Source organism: Microbacterium sp. MPKO10 (assembly GCF_026107415.2).
Lineage (GTDB): Bacteria > Actinomycetota > Actinomycetes > Actinomycetales > Microbacteriaceae > Paramicrobacterium.
Genome location: NZ_JAPCHX010000001.1, coordinates 884,372 through 906,927, shown reverse-complemented (window position 1 = coordinate 906,927; position 22,556 = coordinate 884,372). Strand labels below are relative to the sequence as shown.

Genomic DNA, 22,556 nt, shown 5'->3' with positions numbered 1-22,556 from the left:
TGTCCGCAGCTACGCACGTTGCCAGTCGCACACGGCGCCGCAGACGACCCGACTGGCCGGGTGTCTCCGCAGAGCGCACACACCGGGCTCCGGCGTCGGCCACGCGAATCGTGAGAGACAACGAGCACCGGATGCTGTTACACACCGAGCTGGTCCGCGAGAAGCTCGAGCACATGACGGTACGGCTTGCCCGTCGCGCGGGTCATTGCCATTTCGCACGGGCGGTTCGCCGAGACAAAGCCGTCGAACGGGACCTCGGAGTCGCAGCGCTGCACCTCGGCAGCCTCCGGGGCGGTTGCACTCGCGGTCAGCTCGGGATGCAGCATCCCTCGATCTCCGGCGAACCCGCAGCATCCCCAGTCGACGGGGACATAGGCCTCGTCTGCGACCGCCTCAGCGATGTCCGTAAGCGCTGAGGTCGCCCCGATGGCCTCCGTCGCGCAAGTTGGGTGCACGGCGACGCGGCGCAGTTTGCGTCCGGACGCGCGCGACATCGAGCTGTTCCCGTTGACGGCGGAGGCCTCAACAGACGAGCGGCTCTCGCCAGCGGACGTTTCGTCATCGAGAGAACGACGTGATCTGGCGGGCGGATGCTGTGTGCTGCCCGAACTTCCAGACGGTCGGTCTTCGCCCGCAGAGGGTCCCTCGTCGGGAAGAGGGCCCCCGGCGGTCCGCTCGCCGTGAGCAGCATCGCCAGCGGTCTCGTCACGTGCGTCGTCGCGTCGCATCGCGTCCGAGCACGGCTCGGCGTGGTCGGCCGGCTGATCCGGGGCTGCAGCGAGCAACGGCACGATCTCGCGGGCGACGAACTGCGTGGCATCTTCAATGCGCAACGCGCCAGCCTCGGGGCGGGCGTCGCGCACATGGTCGACCATGACCTGCAGGCCCTCGGTGCAGGATGCTCCGTCACACACAATCGGCACGTCACCGCCACGGCTGGCCACGAGCAGGCTGTCGATGACACGCGTCGCCATCGCGGCGTATCCACTCGCGTAGCCCTTGGACTTCCACGGGGTTCCGCAGCAGAGCCCGCCAGCATCCGGCGGCACGATCATGCCGATTCCCGCGTGGTCGAGAAGTCTCACCATTGCGCCGCGTACGCCTGCTCCGCCTTCGGCGCTTCGCTCACTTCCGGTCTGCGCTCGTGGGCCGTTCGAGTTCCCGCCACTCGTGCCGTCGTTGCGCACAGTGTGCGCCCTTGGGCTCGTTGAACGTGCCGAGCGCACGGCCGCTCGCGGCTCGGGGCCGAACATCGTGCCGACGCAGGAGCTGAAGAACACCACCTCGGCAGCGGTCGGCCGGGCAGCGGCAGCGGCAGCGGCAGCGGTCGGCCGGGCAGCGGCAGCGGCAGCGGCAGCGGCACCCTCCCCCGTTGCCGCCGAAGGCGCTTCGGCAATCGATGCATCGGGGTCCGCAGCATGTGGGGCAGCGGTGTTCGCGCGGCGAGCTGCTGCCGGACCACCTGCCGCCTCAGGAGGCGTTTGCGCGCCAGTTTCGGAACTGCGCTCCTCTTTTTTGTGGCGCGCAGTTCCGATTGTGGAGCGCAGTTCAGCTTCCGGCGGGGAGGCAGCGCTCGACGAGGAGGCTGCGGCGGAGGGTGCACTCGAAGACGTGCTGTGGCTGGCGTTCAGCGGCGCAGAGCCTCCGCGCGGAAGGTCACGGGTGTAACGGGGCACCGTGTCGGCGCCGAGAACCGCGCGGGCAGCATCCGTCACGCCCGTCACCAGCGGAGAAGGAAGCACCTTCGCCACGTTGAGCGCCGCGCGGCCTGCCTGCGTGGCGGTGCCCCAGTGCTTCGACGCCACGTTCCACGCCGCTCCCGCGACAGCATCCGCCTGCTCTTCGCGCAGCCGTCGCACGAGGTCGCCCGTGTTGATGTCGACGGGGCACGCGATGCCGCACATTCCGTCGACGGCGCACGTCTGCACGCCGTCGTAGTCGTAGTCGGCGCTCAGCTCGGCGACAAGCGCTACATCGCCGCGTTCGCGTGCCTGCTCGATTTCGCGGCGCAGCACGATGCGCTGCCGTGGCGTCAGGGTGATGTCGCGGCTCGGGCACGCAGGTTCGCAGTACCCGCACTCGACGCAGCGGTCGACCTCGCTCTCAACGGTCGGCGCGGTCTTGAGGTGGTGCATGTACGAGTCGCTCGTGTCGCTCAGCACGACGCCGGGGTTCAGCATCCCGGTCGGGTCGATCAGGTTCTTGAGCTCGACCATGATGCCGTACAGCTCGTCACCGTACTGCCGCCTGACGAACGGTGCCATGATGCGCCCTGTGCCGTGCTCGGCCTTGAGCGATCCGCGCTGGTCGAGAACGAGGGCCACCAGGTCGTCGGTGAACCTCTCGTACCGGGCGACGCTTGCCGGATCGTCGAAGCGCTCGTTCAGCATGAAGTGGATGTTGCCGTCCTTCGCATGCCCGAAGATGACGGACGCCTCATAGCCGTGCTCGGCAAACAGCTCGGTGAGCCTCTCGCACGTGGCGAGCAGGTTGTCGACCGGCACGACGATGTCTTCGAGCAGCGCATTCGTGCCAGACGGCCGGTTGCCGGCGATCGCCGTGTACAGCCCCTTGCGCACAGTCCAGAGCGAGGCGCGCTCCGTGGCGTCCGTCGTGAGGTCTGGCGTGCTCGAGAGCGGCAGATCCGCGATATGACGGCGGGCGGATGCTGTCAGCTCGGCGAGCGCGTCACCGGTGCTGGCCTGCACCTCAACGAGCAGCGCGGCGTGCTCGGCAACGTCGAGCCCGGAGATCACCGCCGGAACATCGCTCAGTGTCTGGGCGACGCGCAGCGACTCGGCGTCCATGAGCTCGACGGTGGCGAAGCCGTGGTCGACGAGTCCAGGCAGCGCCGCCATCGCGTCGCGCAGCGAGTCGAACACGAGCAGCCCCGTCGCCACGTTCGGGTACACGGGCACCGTCGCGAACCGCGCCTCGGCGACGAACGCGAGAGTTCCCTCGCTGCCCACGATGAGGTGCTGCAGAATGTCCACCGGATCGTCGAAGTCGAGCAGTGCGTTGATGCCGTAGCCCATCGTGTTCTTCATCGAGAACTGGTGGTTCACCGTTGCGACAGACGCGGGGTCGCCGCGCAGCCGGTCGCGCAGAGCGAGCAGACCGGCGTGGATCTCGGGTTCGCGCGTGCGCAGCTGGTCGTCGGCGTCAGCATCCGCTGTGTCGATCACCGTGCCGCTCGGCAGCACGAGCAGCATGGAATCGATCGTGCGGTAGGTGTTCTGGGTCGTGCCGCAGTGCATGCCGCTCGAGTTGTTGGCGACGACGCCGCCGATGGTGCACGCGATCTCGCTCGCCGGGTCGGGGCCCAGTTTCGTGCGATACCGGGCGAGCCGCGCGTTGACGTTGCGCACCGTCGCGCCCGGCTGCACGCGCGCGAGTCGGCCGTCGTCGTCGATTTCGACGCCGCGGAAGTGCCGGCGCACATCGACCATGACGTCGCCCGAAACGCCCTGGCCCGACAGGCTTGTGCCGCCGGAGCGGAAGGTCAGAGCACGGCCGTCCGTGCGGGCGGCGCGGAAGATGCGGGCGACATCTGCCGCATCGTGCGGCACGAGCACGGTCTCGGGGACGAGCAGGTAGTGCGAGGCATCGTGCGCGTAGGCGTACCGGTCGATGGCGCGCGAGCGCACGTCGGTGGTGCCGAGCTGTCCGTCACCAAAGCCGAGGTCGGGGCCCGGATGCTGCGGGGCAGCGAAGCCCGGGTTCGGATGCTGTGGAGCAGCCAAGCCCGGGCCCGGATGCTGTTCGCCAGCGCGAGCACTCACGCCAGCGGTCGCGCTGCGGCGGTTGCCTCTTCCCTGCTCCGCGTGGATGCCGCTGCCGCTGGCGCCTCCGCTTCGGCTGCCGGTCCGAGAATCCCCAGCGCCCCCGCGTCGGCTGCCGGTCCGATGCTCTTTCGCGGCGGGAGATCCGCTGACGTCTCGCGCGGAGGAAGCGTCACCGGGCGCGGATCCTGGTGAGGATGCCGCGGACTCGGCGTGCTTGTTCCGCCTCCGATCGTCGCCGTTCGCTGCTCGTCGCCCCATAGCATCCTCGCTCTCCGTCTCTCCATGTCTACATCAGTGCGGCGGATCCGTCACGGCACCCCCGGCATCTCGGCTCCGTCACGGCACGGGGCACGGGTACGGGGCGCAGGGCTCCCCGGCTCTCGGCACCCGGCACCCCGGCGCGGGGCTCCCCGGCACCCCGGCACCGGGCACCGGGCACCGGGCACCGATAAACTGTGCGAGTGGATTTCACCGACGCTCCCCTTGACCAGACCGCGGCCGCGAACCTCGCCGAGCAGAACCTGACTTTCGCCCGCGTCGACACCGCGAACGATCGCGAGCGCTACACCGGGTGGCACGAGGTCGTCAACCGCGGCTTCTACGGCGACCGCAAAGACGACAAAGACGTCGAGTACATGCTGGATGCCGGTGCGTACCGCCGCCTCTGCGGCGTGTGGGACGACACGGAGGCGGGGCGCGATCCGGTCGCGACCATCGGCTCGTGGACGACGCCGCTGAGCGTTCCGGGCGGTGATGTTCCGGCGTGGGCGATCAGCGCCGTGACGGTGTCGCCGACGCACCGGCGGCGCGGCATCGCGCGCAACTTCATCGAGGCCGAGCTGCGCACCGCACACGCGTGCGGCGTGCCGGTCGCTGCTCTGACAGCATCCGAGGCCACCATCTACGGCCGATTCGGCTTCGCCCCCTCCGCACGCGACGCACGAATCACGATCGACACGAAGCGCGCACGTTGGACGGGGCCGACGCCGACCGGGCGCGTCCGCTTTATGGAGCTCGGCGATCTTTACGAGCGCGGCCGGGCCGTCGCCGACCGGGCGTCGCGGCAGCATCCGGGCGAGGTCGCGTTCGACGAGATGCTCTGGACGGGCACAATCGAGTACCGCCCGGGAAAGGACGACACGGCGAAAGACCTGCGCGCGGTCGGCTACACGGATGCTGCGGGCGAGCTGCAGGGATTCGCGGCGTATCGCGTCAAGCCGGGCGCAGACGAGAAGCTCATCGCGAAGGTCGCCTACCTCTCCGCCGCGACGGATGACGCCTATGCCGCACTGTGGCGGTACCTGATCGAGCTCGACCTCGTCGACAGCGTCGAGGCAGACCTGCGCTCCGTCGACGAACCGGTGCTGTGGCAGGTGAGCGATCTGCGTGCGGTGACGGTGGCGCCCTTCGACCACCTCTGGCTGCGCATCCTCGACCCCGTGGCGATGCTCGAGGCGCGCACGTATGCACGACCGGGCAGCGTCGTTCTCGACGTCGTCGACCCGCTCGAGTTCGCGCAGGGGCGGTTCCTGCTCGAGATCGACGTGGCTGGAACAGCATCCGTGTCGCGTCTTTCCGGCGATGCGCCGGCGGATGCTGCGCACGTGACGCTCAGCGAACGCGACCTGGCGCAGATCGCCGTGGGCGGCACTTCGGTGACGTCACTGCATCGCGCCGGACGCGTAAGCGCGCTCACCGATGGCGCGGTCGAGCGGGTGGATGCGGCGTTCCACAGCCCGGTCGCACCGCGACTGAGCTTCTGGTTCTGAGCAGGAGCGAGCGCGGCCTTCAGTTGAACATGTTGAGGCCGATGTTTCCCATGATGAACCCGATCGGCGTCAGGGCAATCATGAACCAGTCGAACGGTCGCATGGCGAGCCGCACGGGGTCGCTGTCCTGAGGGTCATCCGGGTCGTATCGGACTCGCATCGTCACACCGGGTTTGGGAAAGCTGCCGCCCGCCATCGTCCCGGTGTGCTCCGTGCCGTCGGCATCGGTGTACGTGTAGTGGGCGACCTTCGTCGGCCTGCCGTTGTGGGGATCGCGGCCGTCTCCCACGTCGGTGATGGTCGCCTCGGCTGACGTCCACTGCGGATGCTTCATGAACGGCTTTGTCATGTGACGCACTCCGGCGAGGAACAGCACCGCACCGATCGCGAGGAGAACGATGGCGAGGATATTCATGGTCTCTGCTCCCTGCGGCTCCCTCTGACGAGCTCGGTCTCACACATTGTTGCAGACCGTCGGCCACCGGGCGCGGCGTTCGTGGCGGCTCTGTGCCTCGTGCACGTTGCCGGGTGAGCGCACCGTCGTCGCAGACGTGAGTCGGGCTTCTCGTGACTGACGCTCCCGCTGCCGCAGACGTTCTGCGAAAGCAGTGCGCGCTCGTCAGGCGTCTGGGTCCTTCTCGCCGCTCGTGTTCTCGTCCTCGACGGGACCTGTCGCCGGGATGACGCCGCGAAGGGGCCTGGTCGACCGGATGCTGTCAGCCCCGAGCGCCGCTCTCGCTACAGTTCCCGCAGGATCTGCTCGCGCTTCTGCGCATACTCGACCTCAGAGACCACGCCGCGGACCCGCAGTTCATCCAGCTGCTGCAGCCGCTGCGCGGTCGACGGACTGTTCGCGCGTCGCACCGCCGCGAGAATTGCGACGACAACGGCGGCGATCACGGCGACGATGACGAGCGTGATCACGATGAGGATCATGAGGTGCCAACCGCTGAGGTTTGCGAGCATGAGCGTCCTTCCCAGACAGGCCTCCACGATATCGCGGGGTGGCAGAGAGCACGCGGCGTGAACACTGCACAGGGAGTCAACATCTGCGCTCGCCCAGTCAATCCACCGCTGCGCCGCACGCCTAGCGTGAGAAGACGAGACCCGACGTGGAGGAGCAATGACCACCTTCGACAGCCTTCTTGCCGACATCACGCCCTCAGGCGAGGGCCGTGAGATCACGAATCCTGCCACGGGCGACGTTGTCGGCCGCGCCCCGATCCACACAGTCGATGACCTAGACGCAGCAGTCACCGCCGCGCATGCCGCGCAGCCGAGCTGGGCAGCGCTCGGGCACGAGAAGCGCAACGAACTCCTGCTCGCCGCCGCCGATGCCATCGACGCCTCGGCCGAGGCACTCGCACAACTGCTCACCCGAGAGCAGGGCAAGCCGCTGAACGGGCCGAACGCGCGGTTCGAAGTCGGTGGCGCATCGGGGTGGCTGCGTGCTGCAGCATCCACGCCCCTCGACCCCGAAACCGTGATCGACGACGGTGACAGCCACGCCGTGCTGCACTACCGCCCCATTGGCGTCGTCGGTGCCATCGGACCGTGGAACTGGCCCATGATGATCTCGGTGTGGCAGTTCGGGCCCGCCCTGCGCATGGGAAACACGGTGGTGGTGAAGCCCAGCGAGTTCACGCCCCTCAGTGTCCTGGCGCTCGTCTCCGTCATCAACACGGTGCTCCCCGAGGGCGTTCTCCAGGTCGTCACCGGCGACCGCGAGGTGGGGGCGCGACTGTCGAGCCACCCCGACATCGACAAGGTCATGTTCACCGGATCGACGGCGACGGGCAAGGCGATCATTCGCAGCTCCGCCGACACCGTGAAGCGGCTCACCCTCGAACTCGGCGGCAACGACGCCGGAATCGTGCTGCCCGACGTCGACCCGGCCGCGATCGCGCAAGATCTGTTCTGGGGAGCGTTCATCAACACCGGCCAGACCTGCGCCGCGATGAAGCGACTCTACGTGCACGACTCCATCTATGACGCCGTCGTCGATGAGCTCGCTGCCGTCGCAGCATCCATGCCCATGGGCGTCGGCACCGACGAGAACAACGTGCTCGGCCCTCTGCAGAACAAGCCACAGTTCGACATCGTGTCGCGGCTCGTCGAGGAGGCTCGGGCGTCAGGAGCGCGTGTGGTGATGGGCGGAAATCCGGATGCTGATCAGCCAGGCTACTTCTACCCGACGACGCTCGTGGCTGACATCGACAACGACAACCCGCTGGTGCAGGAGGAGCAGTTCGGCCCCGCGCTGCCAATCATTCGATACAGCGACGTCGACGAGGCGCTCGCGATGGCGAACGGGCTCGATGTGGGGCTCGGTGCCTCGGTGTGGTCAGGCGATCGGGATGCTGCGCGCGAGGTCGCCGCGCAGGTCGAAGCCGGCACTGTGTGGATCAACTCGCACGGCGGCGTGCACCCGATGATCCCGTTCGGAGGTGTCAAGCAATCGGGTTATGGGCTCGAGTTCGGCGTCGAGGGGCTGAAGGCGCTCGGCGTTCCGCAGGTGATCAACGGGTAGCGGTTCCCGCCTGATGCCCGTGAGCACGGGCATCGAGGCCCGTCGCGCACTCTGGACTTCCGGTACCGGCGGCCTAGAATTGGAGAAACGGATTTTTTGCGATGGTGCCCGGTCCGTGCCCGATTGGTGGTTGCCATGTCCCTCTCACAGCCCCAGGATTTCGCTTCGCGCTCAGCCGCCGCGACGCCCCGCCCGGTGATGCCCTCTGCCGCCCGCGCTGAGCAGCCGCTCGGCTTCGCCGAGTTCAGCCGCGCCGTCTCGGAGTCGTTTGTTCCCCTGCGCGTCACCGCGCCCTCGCAGGGCGGATTTCGCGGCGCGGTCTCTGTCGCGGTGTGCGATGGCGTTCATGCCTCGCTCGTCGAAGCCAATCAGCACACCGTCGAGCGCACACCCGAGCTCATCGCCCGCGACGACACCGCGTATTTCAAGCTGAGCGTGCAACTGAGCGGCACAGGGATGCTGGTGCAAGACGGTCGTGAAGCGCTGCTCGAGCCCGGCGACATCGCCATCTATTCGACCGAGCGCCCGTATGTGCTGGAGTTCAATCAGGACTTCCGCACGCTCGTGCTCATGTTCGACCATCACGCACTCGGCATCGCGCCCGACACCCTCGCACAGCTGACCGCCGTGCGCATGCCGCACGATTCCGCGCTCACCAGCGTGATCTCGCCGTTCCTCTCGGGGCTCGCGAGCAATCTCAGCGTGCTGAACGGTCCCGCCGGCACGCGGTTGTCGCGGGCGGCCGTGGATCTGACAACGACGCTGTACAGCACAGAACTGGGAGCGGCAGCATCCGCGTCGCCGAAAGCGGCGCTCACGAGCACCATCATGCAGTACATCGACGACCACCTGGGATCAGGCGCGCTCGACCCGCAGAGCATTGCCGCCGCGAACCATGTCTCGCTGCGCTACCTGCACGCGCTGTTCAGCGAGCAGGGCACGACGGTGTCGACGTGGGTGCGTGAGCGGCGGCTCGAGTACTGCCGGCGCGATCTGACCGACCCCGCGTTCGCGGCGCTTCCGGTCGCAGCCGTCGCCGCCCGGTGGGGGTTCCTTGATGCCGCGCACTTCAGTCGCGCATTCAAGACGAGCTTCGGTCTGCCCCCGAGCGAGCTGCGCCGCAGGGCACTTCTCGACGCCGCGTAGTGAGAGCGCCGCGTCACATCTGCGATGCGGCACGCCCTGCACGGCGCCCAAAAACGCGTCGCCAAAGTTTTTTGAGAATGCTGGAATAAACCCGAACTGAGCTTTGCTCTCTGTAGTGACTACAGAAAGTGGAGCGTATATGTCTGACGATCTGTCCCGCACACCGGACCTTCCCGTCGAGGAGGCAGTCGGAGGTGCCTGCCCGTCATTCGTCACGGCGATGGACATCATCGGCCGACGCTGGACGGGGATTATCATCGAGGCCATCGGCCGCGACTGCACCGGCTTCGCCGAAATCAGCCGGTTCGTCGGGCACATCGGCGACACGATGCTCGCCAAGCGCCTGCGCGAACTCGAGACCGATGGGCTGGTGGAACGAACGGTGATCGACACCCGTCCCATTCGCGTGCGGTACACGCTCACGGTTGCCGGGCTCGCGCTTCTGCCGATCCTCGAGGACATCACCAGTTGGGGCCACGCGTACGGAACCGTCGACAATCCCAGCGCCGCCCACACCCACCAGACAGAACTGACGGACGAGAAGACGGAAGAGAACTGACAATGGCATTCGAAATCGGCATCCTCACCTTCGGCGAGATCACCAGCGACCTGACCACAGGCGCACTGCCTTCGCCGTCCGAACGCATGATGCAGACACTGGAACAGGCGCGCGTTGCCGAGCAAGCGGGCATCGACGTCTTCGGAGTCGGCGAGCACCATCGCACAGACTTCGTCGCGTCTGCCCCGCACATGGTGCTCGCCGCCGCCGCGACCCAGACCTCAACCATCAAACTGACAAGCGGTGTGACGGTCTTGAGCTCTGACGACCCTGTGCGCGTGTTCGAGAACTTCGCAACCCTCGACCTGCTCTCCGGCGGTCGCGCCGAGATCATTGCGGGGCGCGGCTCGTACACCGAGTCGTTCCCGCTGTTCGGCTACGACCTCGCCGACTACGCCGACCTCTTCCGAGAGAAGCTCGACGCCCTTCTGGCCATCCGCGCGAAGAACCCCGTCACGTGGGAGGGCGGCATGCACCGCGCACCGCTCGTGAACGCGGACGTCACGCCGCGTCCGGTCGGAGACCTGCCCATCTGGGTCGGGGTCGGCGGCACACCGGCGTCGGCAGTGCGGACGGGGCAGCTCGGCCTCCCGATCGCGCTCGCCCTTCTGCTCGGCCCGATCACGCAGATGCAGCGTCCGGCGGCCCTCTACCACCAGGCTGCGGCAGCGGCAGGTCACAGCGAGGACTCGCTGCGCACCAGCATTAATGCTCATGGCTACGTCGGCACGACGAGCCAGGGCGCCCGCGACACGATGTACCCGTACTTCGCCCGCGGCATGCGCGAGAACAACCACCAGCGCGGTGAGGGCTTCGACATTCCCCGCCCCGCGTTCGACGCCCAAGCGACAGAGCCCGGCGTGCTGCTCGTCGGCAGCGTGCAAGAGATCATCGACAAGATCATGACGTACTACGAGGTGTACGGCATCTCGCGGGCGATCATGCAGATGGGCTTCGGGGGCGTTCCGCAGAAGGAGCATCTGCAGGCGATCGAGCTGCTCGGCACCGAAGTCGCCCCCGTTGTTCGGCGCGAGATCGCGTCGCGTGAGGAGGTCGCAGCATGACACGCCCGCTCACCGTCGTGATCGTGAACGGCAGCCCCACCGAACGCTCCAAGACCATGGGTCTTGCGGGCCTCGTGACCACATCTCTCGGCAACAAGCTGGATATCCAGACCAGTTCTGTCGACGTGTATCGGCTCGGCTCGGGGTTCACCGGAGCCATCACGCGCGAGGACGTCTCGCCGGATGTCGAAGAGGACCTGCGCCGTGTCGAAACCGCCGACGTGCTCATCGCCGCAACGCCCGTGTACCGGGCAACGTACCCCGGCATGTTCAAGCACCTGTTCGATCTTGTCGATCAGTACGCTCTCGCGAACAAGCCGGTCATCCTCGTCGCGACGGGCGGCAGCGACAGGCACGCCCTCGTGATCGAGCACGCGCTGCGCCCGCTCTTCGGGTTCTTCCAGGCGGCGACAGCGCCCGTCGGGTTCTACGCGAACTCGGGCGACTTCGACGGCACGCTCGTTCTCAACAACGAGGTATACAGCCGCATCGAGATCGGCGTCGGCGACATTCTGCCGCAATTGACGGCCTTGGCGGATGCTGCGGAAACAGCATCCGTCAACGCCCTCTGAGTCTTTTCCTCCGCCGCGTCCACCGTCGCGGCATCCATCAACACGCCCATAAAGGAGCTACACCTATGCCCGCATCCATCCTTGTCCTCGTCGGCAGCCTTCGCGCAGAGTCCACGAATCGCAAGCTCGCCGAGACGTTCGTTGAGACCGCAGCTGGCACCGCCACTGCCTCGATCTACGAACACCTGGCCGACGTTCCGCTGTACAACGAGGACATCGATCGAGCCGACGGCGAGCCCGAGAGCGCACGGCAGCTGCGTGCGGCGATCGATGCGGCGGACGCGCTGCTGATCGTCACTCCCGAACACAACGGGACCATTCCCGCAGCGCTGAAGAACGCAATCGACTGGGGTTCGCGGCCGTTCGGGACCAGCGCGCTGTCGGGCAAACCGACCGCGGTCGTCGGCTGCGCGTTCGGCAGGTATGGCGGGCTTTGGGCGCACGACGAGGCGCGCAAGTCGCTCGGAATCGCCGGCGCAGAAGTACTCACCGACATCACGCTGTCGATCCCGGGCTCTCTCGATCGCTTCACGCTGACGCACCCGCGCGACGACTCCGAGGTGACGGAGCAGCTCGCAGGCCTGAAGAGCGATCTGCTTGATGCGCTCACCGAGCGGCAAGCCGCCTGAACCACCGCTTTCTGCGGGGAGGCCGGTGCTGGACGTACGTCCGGCACCGGCCTTTCGTTCGTGTGAACGGCGCTACCGAAGGGTGTCGCCCGCTAACCCGCTAACCCGCTAACCCGCTAACCCGCTAACCCGCTAACCCGCTACAGAAAGTATCGCCCGCGAGATACTCCGCCGGAACACTCTGCTGGTCATGCGCCAGGCTGACTGCGTAACCCGCAACTCCACTCGCGGGAGTGTCACCAGCCAGAAGTCCGCCGTAAGGCTGGCATTGTCGTGTTCCCGATGAGCCACGCGTCATCACGCACTGCGCGCCGTGTATCAGCCAAGGGCGGCTTCAACGTCAGCGATCTTCTGCACAAGCCGCAGGCTGCCGGGGATCCGGCGAAAGCCGAGGCGCTCATAGAACTGTGCAACGGTTTCTTCTCGTGCATCCACGACCACGCGTGCGGCAACGACCTTCGTGGCGGTGACGATGCGCTCAAGGGCATCAGCGACGAGAACTGCGCCATAACCCGCACCCTGCAGGTCGCGAGAGAGTGCGAGTCGGGCGAGGAGGACAGCGGGGATCTCGATGGGTCCGCCTCGTCCGATTCGTGACGGAACGTGTTCGCGCTGAACCTTGTGGGCGGCGAGCGCGTAGTAGCCGACGACGACTCCCCGCGAGTTGACCCATACCCAGGTTCGGGCGGTTCGGCGCGCGGCGGAGGTGCCTGCGTGTTCTTTCAACCAGACATCAAGCGAATCCACCCCACATGTGAATTCAGAGACATCATGTTTCGCGGGATCAAATCGCTCAGACCGAAAGTGCTCCACCTGGCGTGCGTCAGTCACGTGTCACACTCGCCTGCAACCGCAGGCCCGCCCCCCTGAGAGCGGGGTTAGCCACCGCGGGTGCATCAAGTTCGGCCATCAGCTCGTCGAAGAACTCGGGAGGCACGACGGTCGTCATGTCGTGCTCACGCAGTACCTCTTCAGCCCGTTCTTCTGCAGCCGTGCGCGCAAACGCGGTGACCGGCTCTCCGACGAGGAGTGCCGCTCGTTGAATCGTTGCCTTCGCGCTGGCGCTCACGCGAAACTCGAGACGTTCTGTCGCTGCCATCAGAATCCTCCGTAATGTACGGACAATTGTACGGCGATCTCTGCGTCGCGGCGAGATCCCCGAAACCGACGAGGCTGACGTATCGTGCCGGAGGGACATGATGTCACTCTGCCCGGTCACCACCCAGAGTGAATTCGAAAGACAGACAATTGTGGAAAGCCGCCGCGGGATGGTCTCCTGTGGACGGCATTGACAATCACACCTCTGCGGTGTGGTCCGGTCGGAACTCCCGGATTTCGACGTACGCGAGGTAAGGCCGTCAAGGCGCACGCGGTCTTTCATCCACAGGAGTGCGAATCCCGTGCACTTGTCCACAGAACCGGGAAACTCTGATGCGGAGGCCACGTTCAGACGACAGCCTCGAGGCTATGACTGATTCACTTCGCCACCTCCGCATACCGCGGCAGTCACTTCTCCTCACGACAAGAGGCGACGGCCTCGACAACACAAGTAGGGCGGTTCGTTACCAGCACGAGCGCGGTATGCTGCGGCGACTCGGGCGTGGCGCATACATCGACCCCGAGGCCTGGAACGCACTCGACGACAGATCGAAGCACATTGCGTTTATGCAGGCCGCACAGTCGCGCCACCGGTCTCCGCTCATTTTTTGTTGTGATTCTGCAGCTGCTCTTCTGAATTACCCTGCATACGGCTATTACGGCTCCGTCGTGCACGCCGCCAGCCCCACACCGCGCCGCAGCACCCCGCAGCTCAGGTGGCATCAGTCGAAACTGTCGGACGACGAGATTATCGAATGCGGCGGTTTCCTCATCACCTCGCCGATGCGCACACTTCTGGATATCGCCCGAACAACCCGTTTCGGGCGCGCCGTCGGCATCGTCGATTCGGGTGTACGTACTCGGCGCCGTCTCGATGAGCGGGTCTACGCACCCCGCGTGGACCTCGAGGAGCTGCGCGAACGCAACCTCGAGTTCACAGGAAAACACGGTTTCGCGCGCGCGGAGACCGTACTTCACTTTGCCCGTGACGGTGCAGACAGCCTGGGAGAATCGATAAGCCGCGTCCAGGAATACCTTCTCGGGTTCCCCGAACCAGAGCTGCAAGTGGCGGTCTTCGACAATGACGGCCTCATCGGGGAAGCCGATCAAGCATGGCCGACATTTCGTCTCCTGGGTGAGTTCGACGGGCGCGCGAAGTACACGCGCGACGTGTACACACACGGTCGTTCGATCGCAGACATCGTCTTCGACGAGAAGGTGCGGGAAGACCGGATGCGCGCGACCGGCGAGGGAATGGCGCGCTGGCTGTGGGACGACGCGCACCGCGCCAACCGCCTGGCGCAGATTCTCGTTACTGCGGGACTTCCTCGCGAACCACGGCCACGCGCCGATTGGCGCATCACGAGACGCTGAAGAATCTGTCCTTTGCGGATTTGCTGTCATTCCGCGGAGTTACAGCAAATCCGCAAAGGACAGCAAATGCGGGATGCCGCGTACGCTACCGAAGGGTGGCGCCTGCCAGACGCTCCACCGGAAGACCCTGCTGGTAGTGCGCCAGCCAGTCCGCGTACCCCGCGACTCCGACCGGATCCGGCTGCGCCGTCACAAACTCCGTGTCTGTGAAGATCACACCGGTGAGGTAGTCGGCAAGCGAGCGAAGGCCCCCGTCGACACCTCCGCTCGAAACCGCAGCGCCGGTGATGGCTCCTGCCGCTCCCGAGGTGGCGCCTGCGGCACCGACGACAGCATCGGATGCTGCGGCCTGACGCGCCGCGAAGCCCGCGAGGATCGCCATGCCCCACGCGCCGCCTTCGCCCGCAGCGCTGCTGACCGATACCGGTGTGTCGAGAGCATCCGCCAGCACGTGCTGCGCCACACCCGCCGTACGGAAGATGCCGCCGTGCCCGAAGAGCTCGTCGAGCGCGACATTCTCGTCACCCAACACCCGCATGCCCGAGGCCAACGCGCCGAACGCCGCATACAGGTGCGTGCGCATGAGGTTCGCGAGCGTGAAGTCCGCGTCTTGACTGCGTGCGAAGAGCGGCCGCCCGCTCGCCACACCCGTCTGGTGCTCGCCGGACAGGTAGTTGTACGAGAGCAGTCCCCCGCCATCAGCGGCACCCGTCATCGCGTGGGTGTACAGCAGCCGATACAGCTCGGTCGGCTCGACATCGGCGCCCACCAACTGCGCGAACTCGGTGAACATCTGCAGCCACGCATCGAGGTCGCCCGTGCAGTTATTCGTGTGGATCATCGCGACCGGGTCACCCGCGGGCGTCGTGACGAGGTCGATCTCGTCGCGCACACCGCCGAGCGGCTTCTCGAGCACGACCATAGCGAAGGCGCTCGTTCCCGCGCTCACGTTTCCGGTGCGCGGTCGCACGCTGTTCGTCGCGACCATGCCCGTGCCGGCGTCGCCCTCGGGCGGTGCCATGACGGCGCCGGGCTGCAGGGTCCCGGTCGGATCGAGCAGCAGGGCACCGGATGCTGTCAGCTGACCAGCATCCTCACCCGCGGTGAGAACCTCCGGCAGGATGCTGCCGAGCGACCACGGAACGTCGGCAACGGCCTCGAGGGCGTCGAATGCCTCGAGCTTCACCACATCGTAGCTGTGCGTCTCGGCGTCGATCGGGAATACACCGCTGGCGTCGCCCACGCCGAGCACAGCGCGGCCGGAGAGTCGCTCGTGCACGTAGCCGGCGAGCGTCGTGATGCGGGCGATGCGCGACACGTGCTCCTCACCGCCGAGCACCGCGTGCAGCAGGTGCGCGACGCTCCAGCGCAGCGGAATGTTCTGCCCCAACGCATCGGTGAGCTGTGCCGCGGCCTCTGTCGTGTAGGTATTGCGCCAGGTGCGGAACGGCACGAGAAGCTCTCCGGCGGCGTCGAACGCCAGGTAGCCATGCATCATCGCTGAGACTCCGAGACCGGCGACGTGCATCAGCTCAGCACCCCACCGGTCGCGCACGTCGCCGTGCAGCTCGGCGATGCACGCCTGCAGACCACTCCAGACGGCGTCGATCGCGTACGTCCAGTTGTCGTCGACGAGTTCGTTCTCCCACGTGTGCGATCCGGACGCAAGCTGCACGCCCTCCTCGTCGATCAGAGATGCCTTGATGCGCGTGGAACCCAGCTCGATGCCGAGGCTCGTGCGCCCGGCGGTGATCGCTTCAGCGCCCGTCACTGTCGTCAGTGCAGTCGAAGTCATGAGTATGCCTTTCGTGAATGTGTGGCGACGTTGTGTATGTTCGAGCGACTCGTCCACCCTGGCGACCCCTCCGTGACAGCGGACTGCACGAGTCTCACGGGCCGTGGAGCGTCGTCGGCGTACACTGCCTCAAACAGGCGACGGCGTGGGCGGCGGTGCCTGGTCAGGTCCGGATGCTGCGCTGTCACCCTCGAACTCCGTACGAGGTTTCATCGCCGCGCATCATCGCCCCTTGTCGCTGCCCTGCCCTGCCCCGACACAACCTGCTCCCCGTTCTTACAGTCCCTGCGCCATGCGGTAGTACACCTGCCCGAGTTTGAGTTCCTGGGCGAAGCCGCGCGCCGTCGTGTCGGCGTCGATCACCGCAAGTTCCATCTGTGCGATCTCGGCGAGGTCCTCGAACACGTCGAGGGTGAGCGCCGTGGTCATCACTGTGTGGTGCGCGCCTCCCGCCGTCAGCCAGCAGGATGCTGAAGTGGCGAAGTTCGGCTTCGGCTCCCACACCGCGCAGGCGACGGGAAGCTTCGGCAGCTCGGCGTCGGGCTCGACAACGTCGACGACGTTCGCGACGAGGCGGAACCGCTCACGCATGTCAGACATCGACACGACGAGGCCCGCGCCCGGGTCAGCGGTGAAGCGCAGCCGCACGGGGTCTTCGCGTTCGCCAATGCCGAGTGGGTGGATCTCGAGTGTCGGCTTCGCCGTCGTCAGCGACGGGCAGACCTCGAGCATGTGCGCACCGAGGATCTTCTCGTTGCCCGGTGTGAGTTCGTACGTGTAATCCTCCATGAGGGAGGCACCGCCGGGCAGGCCGTAGCCCATCACCTTCGCGAGTCGCACGAGGATCGCTGTCTTCCAGTCCCCCTCGGCACCGAAGCCGTAGCCGTCGGCCATCAGTCGCTGCACGGCGAGGCCAGGCAGCTGACGCAGCCCGCCGAGGTCTTCGAAGTTCGTCGTGAAGGCGCCGAAACCGCCCTCCTCGAGGAACGCCCGCAGACCGAGCTCCTGGCGGGCGCCGTACCGCAGTGACTCGTGGCGGTCGCCGTCGGAGCGCAGCTCCGGGGCCACGTCGTAGAGGTCCTCATAGTCGGCGACGAGTGCGTCGACAGCATCCTCGTCGATTCCGTCGACGACAGAGACGAGATCGTTGACGCCCCACGTGTTGACGGAGACGCCGAGACGCAGTTCGGCCTCTGTCTTGTCGCCCTCGGTGACGGCGACGTTGCGCATGTTGTCGCCGAAGCGGGCGAGCTTCAGCTGATGCAGCTCGGCCCAGCCGGTCGCGGCGCGGGCCCAGCGGCCAACGCGATCGCGCACGGCATCCGTCGACGCGTGCCCGACGACTGTGGTGCGCGAGACACCGAGGCGCGTCGCCATGTAGGCGAACTCGCGGTCGCCGTGCGCGGCCTGGTTGAGGTTCATGAAGTCCATGTCGATGGTGCTCCACGGCAGTTCGACGTTGGCCTGCGTGTGCAGGTGCAGCAGCGGCGTGCGCAGGGCGTCGAGGCCGAGGATCCACATCTTCGCGGGCGAGAACGTGTGCATCCACACGATCACGCCGACACACGCGTCGTCAGCGTTCGCCTCGAGCGCGATGCGGCGAATCGCGTCTCTGTCCGTGAGCACGGGCTTCCAGACGACTTTCACGGGGATGCTGTCAGCGTCGTCGAGCAGCCCGGCGACCTGCTTCGACTGCTCAGCGACCTGTTCGAGGGTCTCTGGCCCGTACAGTCCCTGGCTCCCGGTCAGAAACCAGATCTCGCGGGACTCGAAAGGGTTCTTCATTGCTCTTGTCTCCTGTGGCGGTGCGGTGTCGGCGGTGAGTTTGTGATGATCAGTGTGGTCGTGGTGGCGCCGGTTCCGTGCCGGAGATCCGACGTGCGGCAGCCGTGCGGGCGTTCAGGGTGTCGAGGCGGAAGCCGATGGCGGTGTGGTGTCGGTGCCCGCGGCGTCGGCATCCGGCGCGAGAGGGTCCGCGGCGTCGACAACCTGCGCGGGTGAATCCGCGACGTCGGCCCCCGAGCTCGACGCGCCCTGCCCGTACACGTTCTGGTAGCGCTCGAAGAGCGAGTCGATGATCGGCTCCGGGATGGCGATCGGGTCGCCCAGCTGGCGGGCGACGTGAACGGTCCGCGCGACTTCTTCGCACATGACCGCTGCCTTGACAGCATCCCGCGCGTCTTTTCCGATCGTGAACGGACCGTGATTCTGCATGAGAACGGCGCGCGACCGCGAGTGTTTGAGCGTCTCGACGATACCCCGGCCGATCGAATCATCGCCGATGATCGCGAAGGGGCCCACGGGGATCGGCCCGCCGAACTCATCGCCCATCATGGTGAGCACGCACGGGATCTCCTCGCCACGCGCCGCCCACGCCGTGGCATAGGTGGAGTGGGTGTGCACGACACCGCCGACCTCACTCATATTCCGATAGACGTATGCATGCGCTGCGGTGTCGGACGAGGGCGTCAGGCGGGCGGGCGTTCCGTCGTCGATCTTCTCGCCGTCGAGCGTGCACACGACCATGACGTCTGGCGAGAGTTCGTCATATGACACTCCCGAGGGTTTGATCACGAACAAGTCGGCACCGGGAACGCGCTCAGAGACGTTGCCTGCGGTCCAGACGACGAGCTGGTTGCGCGGCAGTTCGGCGTGCAGATCGCTGACGTGCTCGCGTGTGCGCGCGACAGCATCCTGCGCCTCGGCGGGCAGCTGATCGAGAGCGATGGTCATCTCAGGACTCCTTTGTGCAAGTGACGTGGCACTTCTGTGCTCGAAACCACTGCCACGTGGCAGGTGAATCGCGGGTGCTGCGGGGCCGGCGGTGCTACACGGCACTGCCGTGGACAGCATCCGTGATCCACGACGCTACCGCGGACGGCGATCGTGATGCACTGCGCTACCGCAATCACGCCACAACGTTAATGTGAACGGTAACATACGCGGAGAATGGAATCTACAGTACCGAGTGAAGTTCTCGGCGCCGACAGCGATTCTTATTGGCACCCGCGGTACGTGATGACAGCTGCAGTCCGGGATGTAGACGGCAGCTCTCGGTGGCCACGGGAGTACTTAGCAAGAGCTGAAGCCCGTGATGGCGAGAGAAATCTGTCGGTCACCACGCCGTGCCGGCTCGCCGCCCAAAGTCGTGCGTGACGGACATCGTGGCAGCGCACACCGTGACACCATGTCCGCAAGGGCCGAAGTTGCGATGGCTGCGTGTCATCAGAATGCCGCCGAGCCGCGTTCTCGAGAGACTCCTCATCTTTTACAGCTCCGCAATGACGATCTTCGTCATCGCCATCATGTGTTCATGTGCGCCCGGCCGCTGCATCAGCTCACCCATGTTCTCGGGCACAATCTGCCAGCTCACGCCGAAGCCATCGGCGAGCCATCCGCAGCGCTCCGCCTCTGGATCCGCACTCAGCGCCGACCACAGCCGGTCGATCTCCGCCTGGTCTCGACACAGCACCTCGAGCGAGACGCCACACGTGAATGTGACGTCTTGCTCGACGCCGGAGTCCATCACCGCGAACCACTGATCGCCCACCCGAAACTCACCGAACGCCAAAGCGTCAGCCGCGGCCGGGCCGGTCGGCTCTCCGTACGGGAACCGGTTGCCCGGCTCGGCGTCATCGAACAACGACGTATAGAACTCGATCGCCTCGTTCGCACGGTTCTGCACCGGCCCCGCGAACATGAGCGACGGGATGATGTACGGGCGCGGGTCACCGTCTGGGTCCGTCAGCATCAGCTGCCAGCTCACACCAAAACGATCCTCGACCCAGCCATACCGCCTGCTGAATGGATATTCTCCGAGCGGAATGAACTCACGCCCGCCCTCTGAGAGCCGCGCCCAGAGCGCATCGAGATGTACGCGCGCGGCGCTGTCGTCACGATCGAACGCCGCCGGATCGACGTTCACGATGAACGACACTGACGAATTCGGCCGGAACTCGTCACCGGCATTGATCAGTGTGAACGTGGTGCCGGCAATCTGGACGGAGGCCGTGAGCACCTGACCCGCCATATGTGCTTGGAAATCGGCGAGACCTTCACTCGGATATCTCGCCTCGATGCTCGACGTCGCGCGCGGGAAGGCCGACGCGTAGAATTCCGCGACCTCCTCAGCGTTGCCGTCGCACCAGATGTTTGGAATGACTTTCTGCATGACTCCTCCTGCAGGGTCGTGAAGCAGGCCGCGTCGCCCACTCCTCGTTCATTATGCGTCGAGACCCCGACATACTGAACAGGTATGTTCGCAGCATGAAGAACCCCATCGGACCGAAAACTGCCGCGGTCATTCTCGTCCTGTTCGTCGTTCTTATCGCCGCCGTCGCGGTCTTCGGCATCTCGACCTCCGGTGCACCGGTGCTGCCGTTCACCGTCATCGCGGCGGTGGCCACGGTGCTCGGACTGGTGTTCCAAGCACTCGCTGATTTCATCCCGCGGTGGATGTCCGAGGACGCCCAGCAGCAGGGAAAAGACTTTCACGAGCCCTCCTGGATCGGAAACGTCAGGAGCGTCGGCCACGTCCTCGTGATCGTCGGCGCCGTGTACTTCCTGGCGACCTACCTCGTCCCCATTGCATAGGGATGCTGTCGGCCAGCGTGCCGACAGCATCCCTCGCCTCATTCACCTCGACGATCAGACGTCCGCCGCGACCTCTTCAAGTTCCGGCGCTCCGTGCCCGATGTTCGCGTAGATCTCTGGCCTGCGCGTCTTGAGCATGGCGCCCCAGACGACACCGATGAGGCCCGGCACCACGATGAGCAGTGGCAGGATGAACGTCAGCGCGTTGGTCTCCGGCTGGTCCATCAGCACGTTGAAGTTCGCCACGATGAGCACATAGACCGTCGCGAGAAACAGGAACGCGAGGATCGGGCTGATGGTGGTCGTCCAGATGCCAGCGCCGTTTGGGTTGCGGCGAAAGTAGCCGATGACCGACAGCGCGATCACCGCCATGAGCAGCACGAGGCCCATGGCTCCGGTGTTGGTAAGCCACGTGAACAGGGTGATCACGGGGTAGAGCGGACCGTACTCGGAGCCAATGCCACCGATCGCGAAGCCGACAACCACGATGAGCGCCAGAATCGTCTGTGTGACAGAACCGGCCCACGGGGCACCGCTGCGGCTCACGCGACCGAGGCCGCGTGGCAGCAGACCCTCACGGCCGAGCGAGAACACATACCGGGCGACGGCGTTGTGAAAGCTCACGACCGCGGCGAACACGCTCGTGATAAAGAGCACCGACATGATGTCGACGACGATCACGCCCAGATGCGTCGCGGCGAAGTTAAAGAACAGGGGCGGGCCGGCCTCGTCCGGGGTGATCCCGCCCGACGCGATCTTCTCGGTGCCGATCGCGAGCGACAGTGCCCACGACGAGAGCGCGTAGAAGATGCCGATGATTCCGACGGCCATGAACGTGGCGCGCGGCACGGTCCGCTTCGGGTCCTTCGCCTCTTCACCGTAGATCGCTGCCTGCTCGAAGCCCATGAACGCGGCGACACCGAACGCAAGCACGGCGCCGATCGCGGGGGCAAAGATCTCGGCTGGCGAAATCGGCTGCGCCGTGAACGACTCCGTCGGGTTCGCAAACGCTGCGACGTCGAAAACGATGACCACGAGGAATTCGAGTGCCACGAGAACGCCGAGAACCTTGGCCGACAGGTCGATGCGGTTGACGCCCATCCAGCCGACGATCGCGATGAAGACGATCACGATCAACCACCACGGGATGCTGACGCCGAACATCGACCCGATGAAGTCGGAGACCTGGAAGCCGAGCATGCCGTAGATACCGATTTGCATGCAGTTGTACGCGATGAGGGCGACGACCGAGACGCCCACGCCGACCGGTCGGCCGAGCCCTTGTGCCGCGTAGGCGTAAAACGCCCCGGCGTTCGTGATGTGGCGGCTCATGGCGGCGTAGCCGATGGCGAAGATGCCGAGCGCGATCGCCAGCACGATGTAGCCGATCGGCACGGCGAGCGATGACGTCACCGAGAACGCCGTCGTGGCACCGCCGGCGACAACGGTGAGGGGTGCAGATGCCGCGATGATCATGAGGGTGATCGCGGGAACGCCGAGTCGGCGGCGTGCGGCCGGAGACTGCGTCGCGTCGTTGCGAGTCATGGCGAACCTTTCTGAGGGAGAATGCGGGAGGTCTCTGCATCTTCACAGCCCCGGCGCGCGGCGTGATAGACCCTGCATGCACGCTCCTTGACCCAGT

Annotated in this window: 19 protein-coding genes and 1 pseudogene; 9 read left to right on the top strand and 11 right to left on the bottom strand. The window is 66.1% G+C overall.

Features of this window, described 5'->3' with window-relative positions:
• Nucleotides 1-137 precede the first annotated feature (137 nt).
• Complete coding sequence (locus OK352_RS04305) at nt 138-3,647, bottom strand: FAD-binding and (Fe-S)-binding domain-containing protein (protein WP_265140283.1); 3,510 nt, start codon at nt 3,645-3,647, stop codon at nt 138-140.
• Between the two features lie 131 nt (nt 3,648-3,778).
• On the bottom strand, nt 3,779-4,069 hold the full coding sequence (locus OK352_RS04300; protein ID WP_265140151.1) for a hypothetical protein: 291 nt from the start codon (nt 4,067-4,069) through the stop codon (nt 3,779-3,781).
• 177 nt (nt 4,070-4,246) lie between these two features.
• Here OK352_RS04300 and OK352_RS04295 point away from each other — a divergent pair, with 177 nt between their 5' ends.
• Nucleotides 4,247-5,554, top strand: coding sequence for a GNAT family N-acetyltransferase (locus tag OK352_RS04295; RefSeq protein ID WP_265140150.1), 1,308 nt, complete (start codon nt 4,247-4,249; stop codon nt 5,552-5,554).
• 19 nt (nt 5,555-5,573) lie between these two features.
• On the opposite strand, the gene OK352_RS04290 is transcribed toward OK352_RS04295, so the two are convergent.
• Complete coding sequence (locus tag OK352_RS04290; RefSeq protein WP_265140149.1) at nt 5,574-5,969, bottom strand: DUF3592 domain-containing protein; 396 nt, start codon at nt 5,967-5,969, stop codon at nt 5,574-5,576.
• Nucleotides 5,970-6,292: 323 nt separating this feature from the next.
• Complete coding sequence (locus OK352_RS04285; RefSeq protein ID WP_265140148.1) at nt 6,293-6,520, bottom strand: SHOCT domain-containing protein; 228 nt, start codon at nt 6,518-6,520, stop codon at nt 6,293-6,295.
• A gap of 157 nt (nt 6,521-6,677) precedes the next feature.
• On the opposite strand from OK352_RS04285, the gene OK352_RS04280 reads away from it, so the two are divergent.
• The 6 genes from OK352_RS04280 (at nt 6,678) to OK352_RS04255 (ending at nt 12,054) form a co-directional block, all read left to right on the top strand.
• On the top strand, nt 6,678-8,084 hold the full coding sequence (locus OK352_RS04280; protein WP_265140147.1) for an aldehyde dehydrogenase family protein: 1,407 nt from the start codon (nt 6,678-6,680) through the stop codon (nt 8,082-8,084).
• Between the two features lie 135 nt (nt 8,085-8,219).
• The gene (locus OK352_RS04275; protein ID WP_265140146.1) at nt 8,220-9,230 is read left to right on the top strand and encodes an AraC-like ligand-binding domain-containing protein; all 1,011 of its coding nucleotides are present in this window, start codon (nt 8,220-8,222) and stop codon (nt 9,228-9,230) included.
• Nucleotides 9,231-9,369: 139 nt separating this feature from the next.
• Nucleotides 9,370-9,789, top strand: a complete 420-nt coding sequence (locus OK352_RS04270; RefSeq protein ID WP_265140145.1) for a winged helix-turn-helix transcriptional regulator — start codon at nt 9,370-9,372, stop codon at nt 9,787-9,789.
• A 2-nt stretch (nt 9,790-9,791) separates the two neighbouring features.
• A complete protein-coding gene (locus OK352_RS04265; RefSeq protein ID WP_265140144.1) occupies nt 9,792-10,853 on the top strand; it encodes an LLM class flavin-dependent oxidoreductase in 1,062 nt (353 codons plus the stop codon).
• Nucleotides 10,850-11,425 carry an NAD(P)H-dependent oxidoreductase gene (locus OK352_RS04260; RefSeq protein ID WP_265140143.1) on the top strand — a complete coding sequence of 192 codons (576 nt, stop codon included), beginning with the start codon at nt 10,850-10,852 and terminating at the stop codon, nt 11,423-11,425. Before OK352_RS04265 ends, OK352_RS04260 begins: the two co-directional genes overlap by 4 nt.
• A 65-nt stretch (nt 11,426-11,490) precedes the next feature.
• Entirely contained in the window at nt 11,491-12,054 is a 564-nt protein-coding gene (locus tag OK352_RS04255; RefSeq protein WP_265140142.1) for an NAD(P)H-dependent oxidoreductase, read from the top strand.
• Nucleotides 12,055-12,372: 318 nt separating this feature from the next.
• Here the strand turns inward: OK352_RS04255 and OK352_RS04250 are convergent, their stop codons facing one another.
• Nucleotides 12,373-12,801, bottom strand: a complete 429-nt coding sequence (locus OK352_RS04250; RefSeq protein ID WP_265140141.1) for a GNAT family N-acetyltransferase — start codon at nt 12,799-12,801, stop codon at nt 12,373-12,375.
• Between the two features lie 76 nt (nt 12,802-12,877).
• Entirely contained in the window at nt 12,878-13,153 is a 276-nt protein-coding gene (locus OK352_RS04245) for a type II toxin-antitoxin system TacA family antitoxin (protein WP_265140140.1), read from the bottom strand.
• A gap of 368 nt (nt 13,154-13,521) precedes the next feature.
• Here OK352_RS04245 and OK352_RS04240 point away from each other — a divergent pair, with 368 nt between their 5' ends.
• Complete coding sequence (locus tag OK352_RS04240; RefSeq protein ID WP_265140139.1) at nt 13,522-14,526, top strand: hypothetical protein; 1,005 nt, start codon at nt 13,522-13,524, stop codon at nt 14,524-14,526.
• An 85-nt stretch (nt 14,527-14,611) separates the two neighbouring features.
• On the opposite strand, the gene OK352_RS04235 is transcribed toward OK352_RS04240, so the two are convergent.
• The 4 genes and pseudogenes from OK352_RS04235 to OK352_RS04220 all read right to left on the bottom strand — a co-directional run bounded on the left by OK352_RS04235 (nt 14,612) and on the right by OK352_RS04220 (nt 20,492).
• On the bottom strand, nt 14,612-16,321 hold the full coding sequence (locus OK352_RS04235; protein ID WP_265140138.1) for a xylulokinase: 1,710 nt from the start codon (nt 16,319-16,321) through the stop codon (nt 14,612-14,614).
• Between the two features lie 276 nt (nt 16,322-16,597).
• Nucleotides 16,598-18,106: an L-arabinose isomerase gene (gene araA / locus OK352_RS04230; protein ID WP_265140137.1), complete on the bottom strand. Its 1,509-nt coding sequence runs from the start codon at nt 18,104-18,106 to the stop codon at nt 16,598-16,600.
• A gap of 249 nt (nt 18,107-18,355) precedes the next feature.
• A pseudogene (locus OK352_RS04225) lies at nt 18,356-19,054 on the bottom strand (L-ribulose-5-phosphate 4-epimerase); the annotation flags it as partial.
• A gap of 535 nt (nt 19,055-19,589) precedes the next feature.
• On the bottom strand, nt 19,590-20,492 hold the full coding sequence (locus tag OK352_RS04220) for a VOC family protein (RefSeq protein WP_265140136.1): 903 nt from the start codon (nt 20,490-20,492) through the stop codon (nt 19,590-19,592).
• A 95-nt stretch (nt 20,493-20,587) separates the two neighbouring features.
• Between OK352_RS04220 and OK352_RS04215 the strand changes: the two genes are divergently transcribed.
• Nucleotides 20,588-20,914: a hypothetical protein gene (locus OK352_RS04215; protein ID WP_265140135.1), complete on the top strand. Its 327-nt coding sequence runs from the start codon at nt 20,588-20,590 to the stop codon at nt 20,912-20,914.
• Between the two features lie 54 nt (nt 20,915-20,968).
• On the opposite strand, the gene OK352_RS04210 is transcribed toward OK352_RS04215, so the two are convergent.
• Nucleotides 20,969-22,459: an APC family permease gene (locus OK352_RS04210; protein WP_265140134.1), complete on the bottom strand. Its 1,491-nt coding sequence runs from the start codon at nt 22,457-22,459 to the stop codon at nt 20,969-20,971.
• Between the last annotated feature and the right edge of the window lie 97 nt (nt 22,460-22,556).

Coding starts and splice junctions, on each gene's coding strand:
- OK352_RS04255 (WP_265140142.1), top strand. CDS start 11,491: ATGCCCGCATCCATCCTTGTCCTCGTCGGCAGCCTTCGCGCAGAGTCC.
- OK352_RS04215 (WP_265140135.1), top strand. CDS start 20,588: ATGAAGAACCCCATCGGACCGAAAACTGCCGCGGTCATTCTCGTCCTG.
- OK352_RS04260 (WP_265140143.1), top strand. CDS start 10,850: ATGACACGCCCGCTCACCGTCGTGATCGTGAACGGCAGCCCCACCGAA.
- OK352_RS04245 (WP_265140140.1), bottom strand. CDS start 13,153: ATGGCAGCGACAGAACGTCTCGAGTTTCGCGTGAGCGCCAGCGCGAAG.
- OK352_RS04265 (WP_265140144.1), top strand. CDS start 9,792: ATGGCATTCGAAATCGGCATCCTCACCTTCGGCGAGATCACCAGCGAC.
- OK352_RS04240 (WP_265140139.1), top strand. CDS start 13,522: ATGACTGATTCACTTCGCCACCTCCGCATACCGCGGCAGTCACTTCTC.
- OK352_RS04285 (WP_265140148.1), bottom strand. CDS start 6,520: ATGCTCGCAAACCTCAGCGGTTGGCACCTCATGATCCTCATCGTGATC.
- OK352_RS04275 (WP_265140146.1), top strand. CDS start 8,220: ATGTCCCTCTCACAGCCCCAGGATTTCGCTTCGCGCTCAGCCGCCGCG.
- OK352_RS04220 (WP_265140136.1), bottom strand. CDS start 20,492: ATGCAGAAAGTCATTCCAAACATCTGGTGCGACGGCAACGCTGAGGAG.
- araA (WP_265140137.1), bottom strand. CDS start 18,106: ATGAAGAACCCTTTCGAGTCCCGCGAGATCTGGTTTCTGACCGGGAGC.
- OK352_RS04280 (WP_265140147.1), top strand. CDS start 6,678: ATGACCACCTTCGACAGCCTTCTTGCCGACATCACGCCCTCAGGCGAG.
- OK352_RS04290 (WP_265140149.1), bottom strand. CDS start 5,969: ATGAATATCCTCGCCATCGTTCTCCTCGCGATCGGTGCGGTGCTGTTC.
- OK352_RS04210 (WP_265140134.1), bottom strand. CDS start 22,459: ATGACTCGCAACGACGCGACGCAGTCTCCGGCCGCACGCCGCCGACTC.
- OK352_RS04235 (WP_265140138.1), bottom strand. CDS start 16,321: ATGACTTCGACTGCACTGACGACAGTGACGGGCGCTGAAGCGATCACC.
- OK352_RS04270 (WP_265140145.1), top strand. CDS start 9,370: ATGTCTGACGATCTGTCCCGCACACCGGACCTTCCCGTCGAGGAGGCA.
- OK352_RS04300 (WP_265140151.1), bottom strand. CDS start 4,069: ATGGAGAGACGGAGAGCGAGGATGCTATGGGGCGACGAGCAGCGAACG.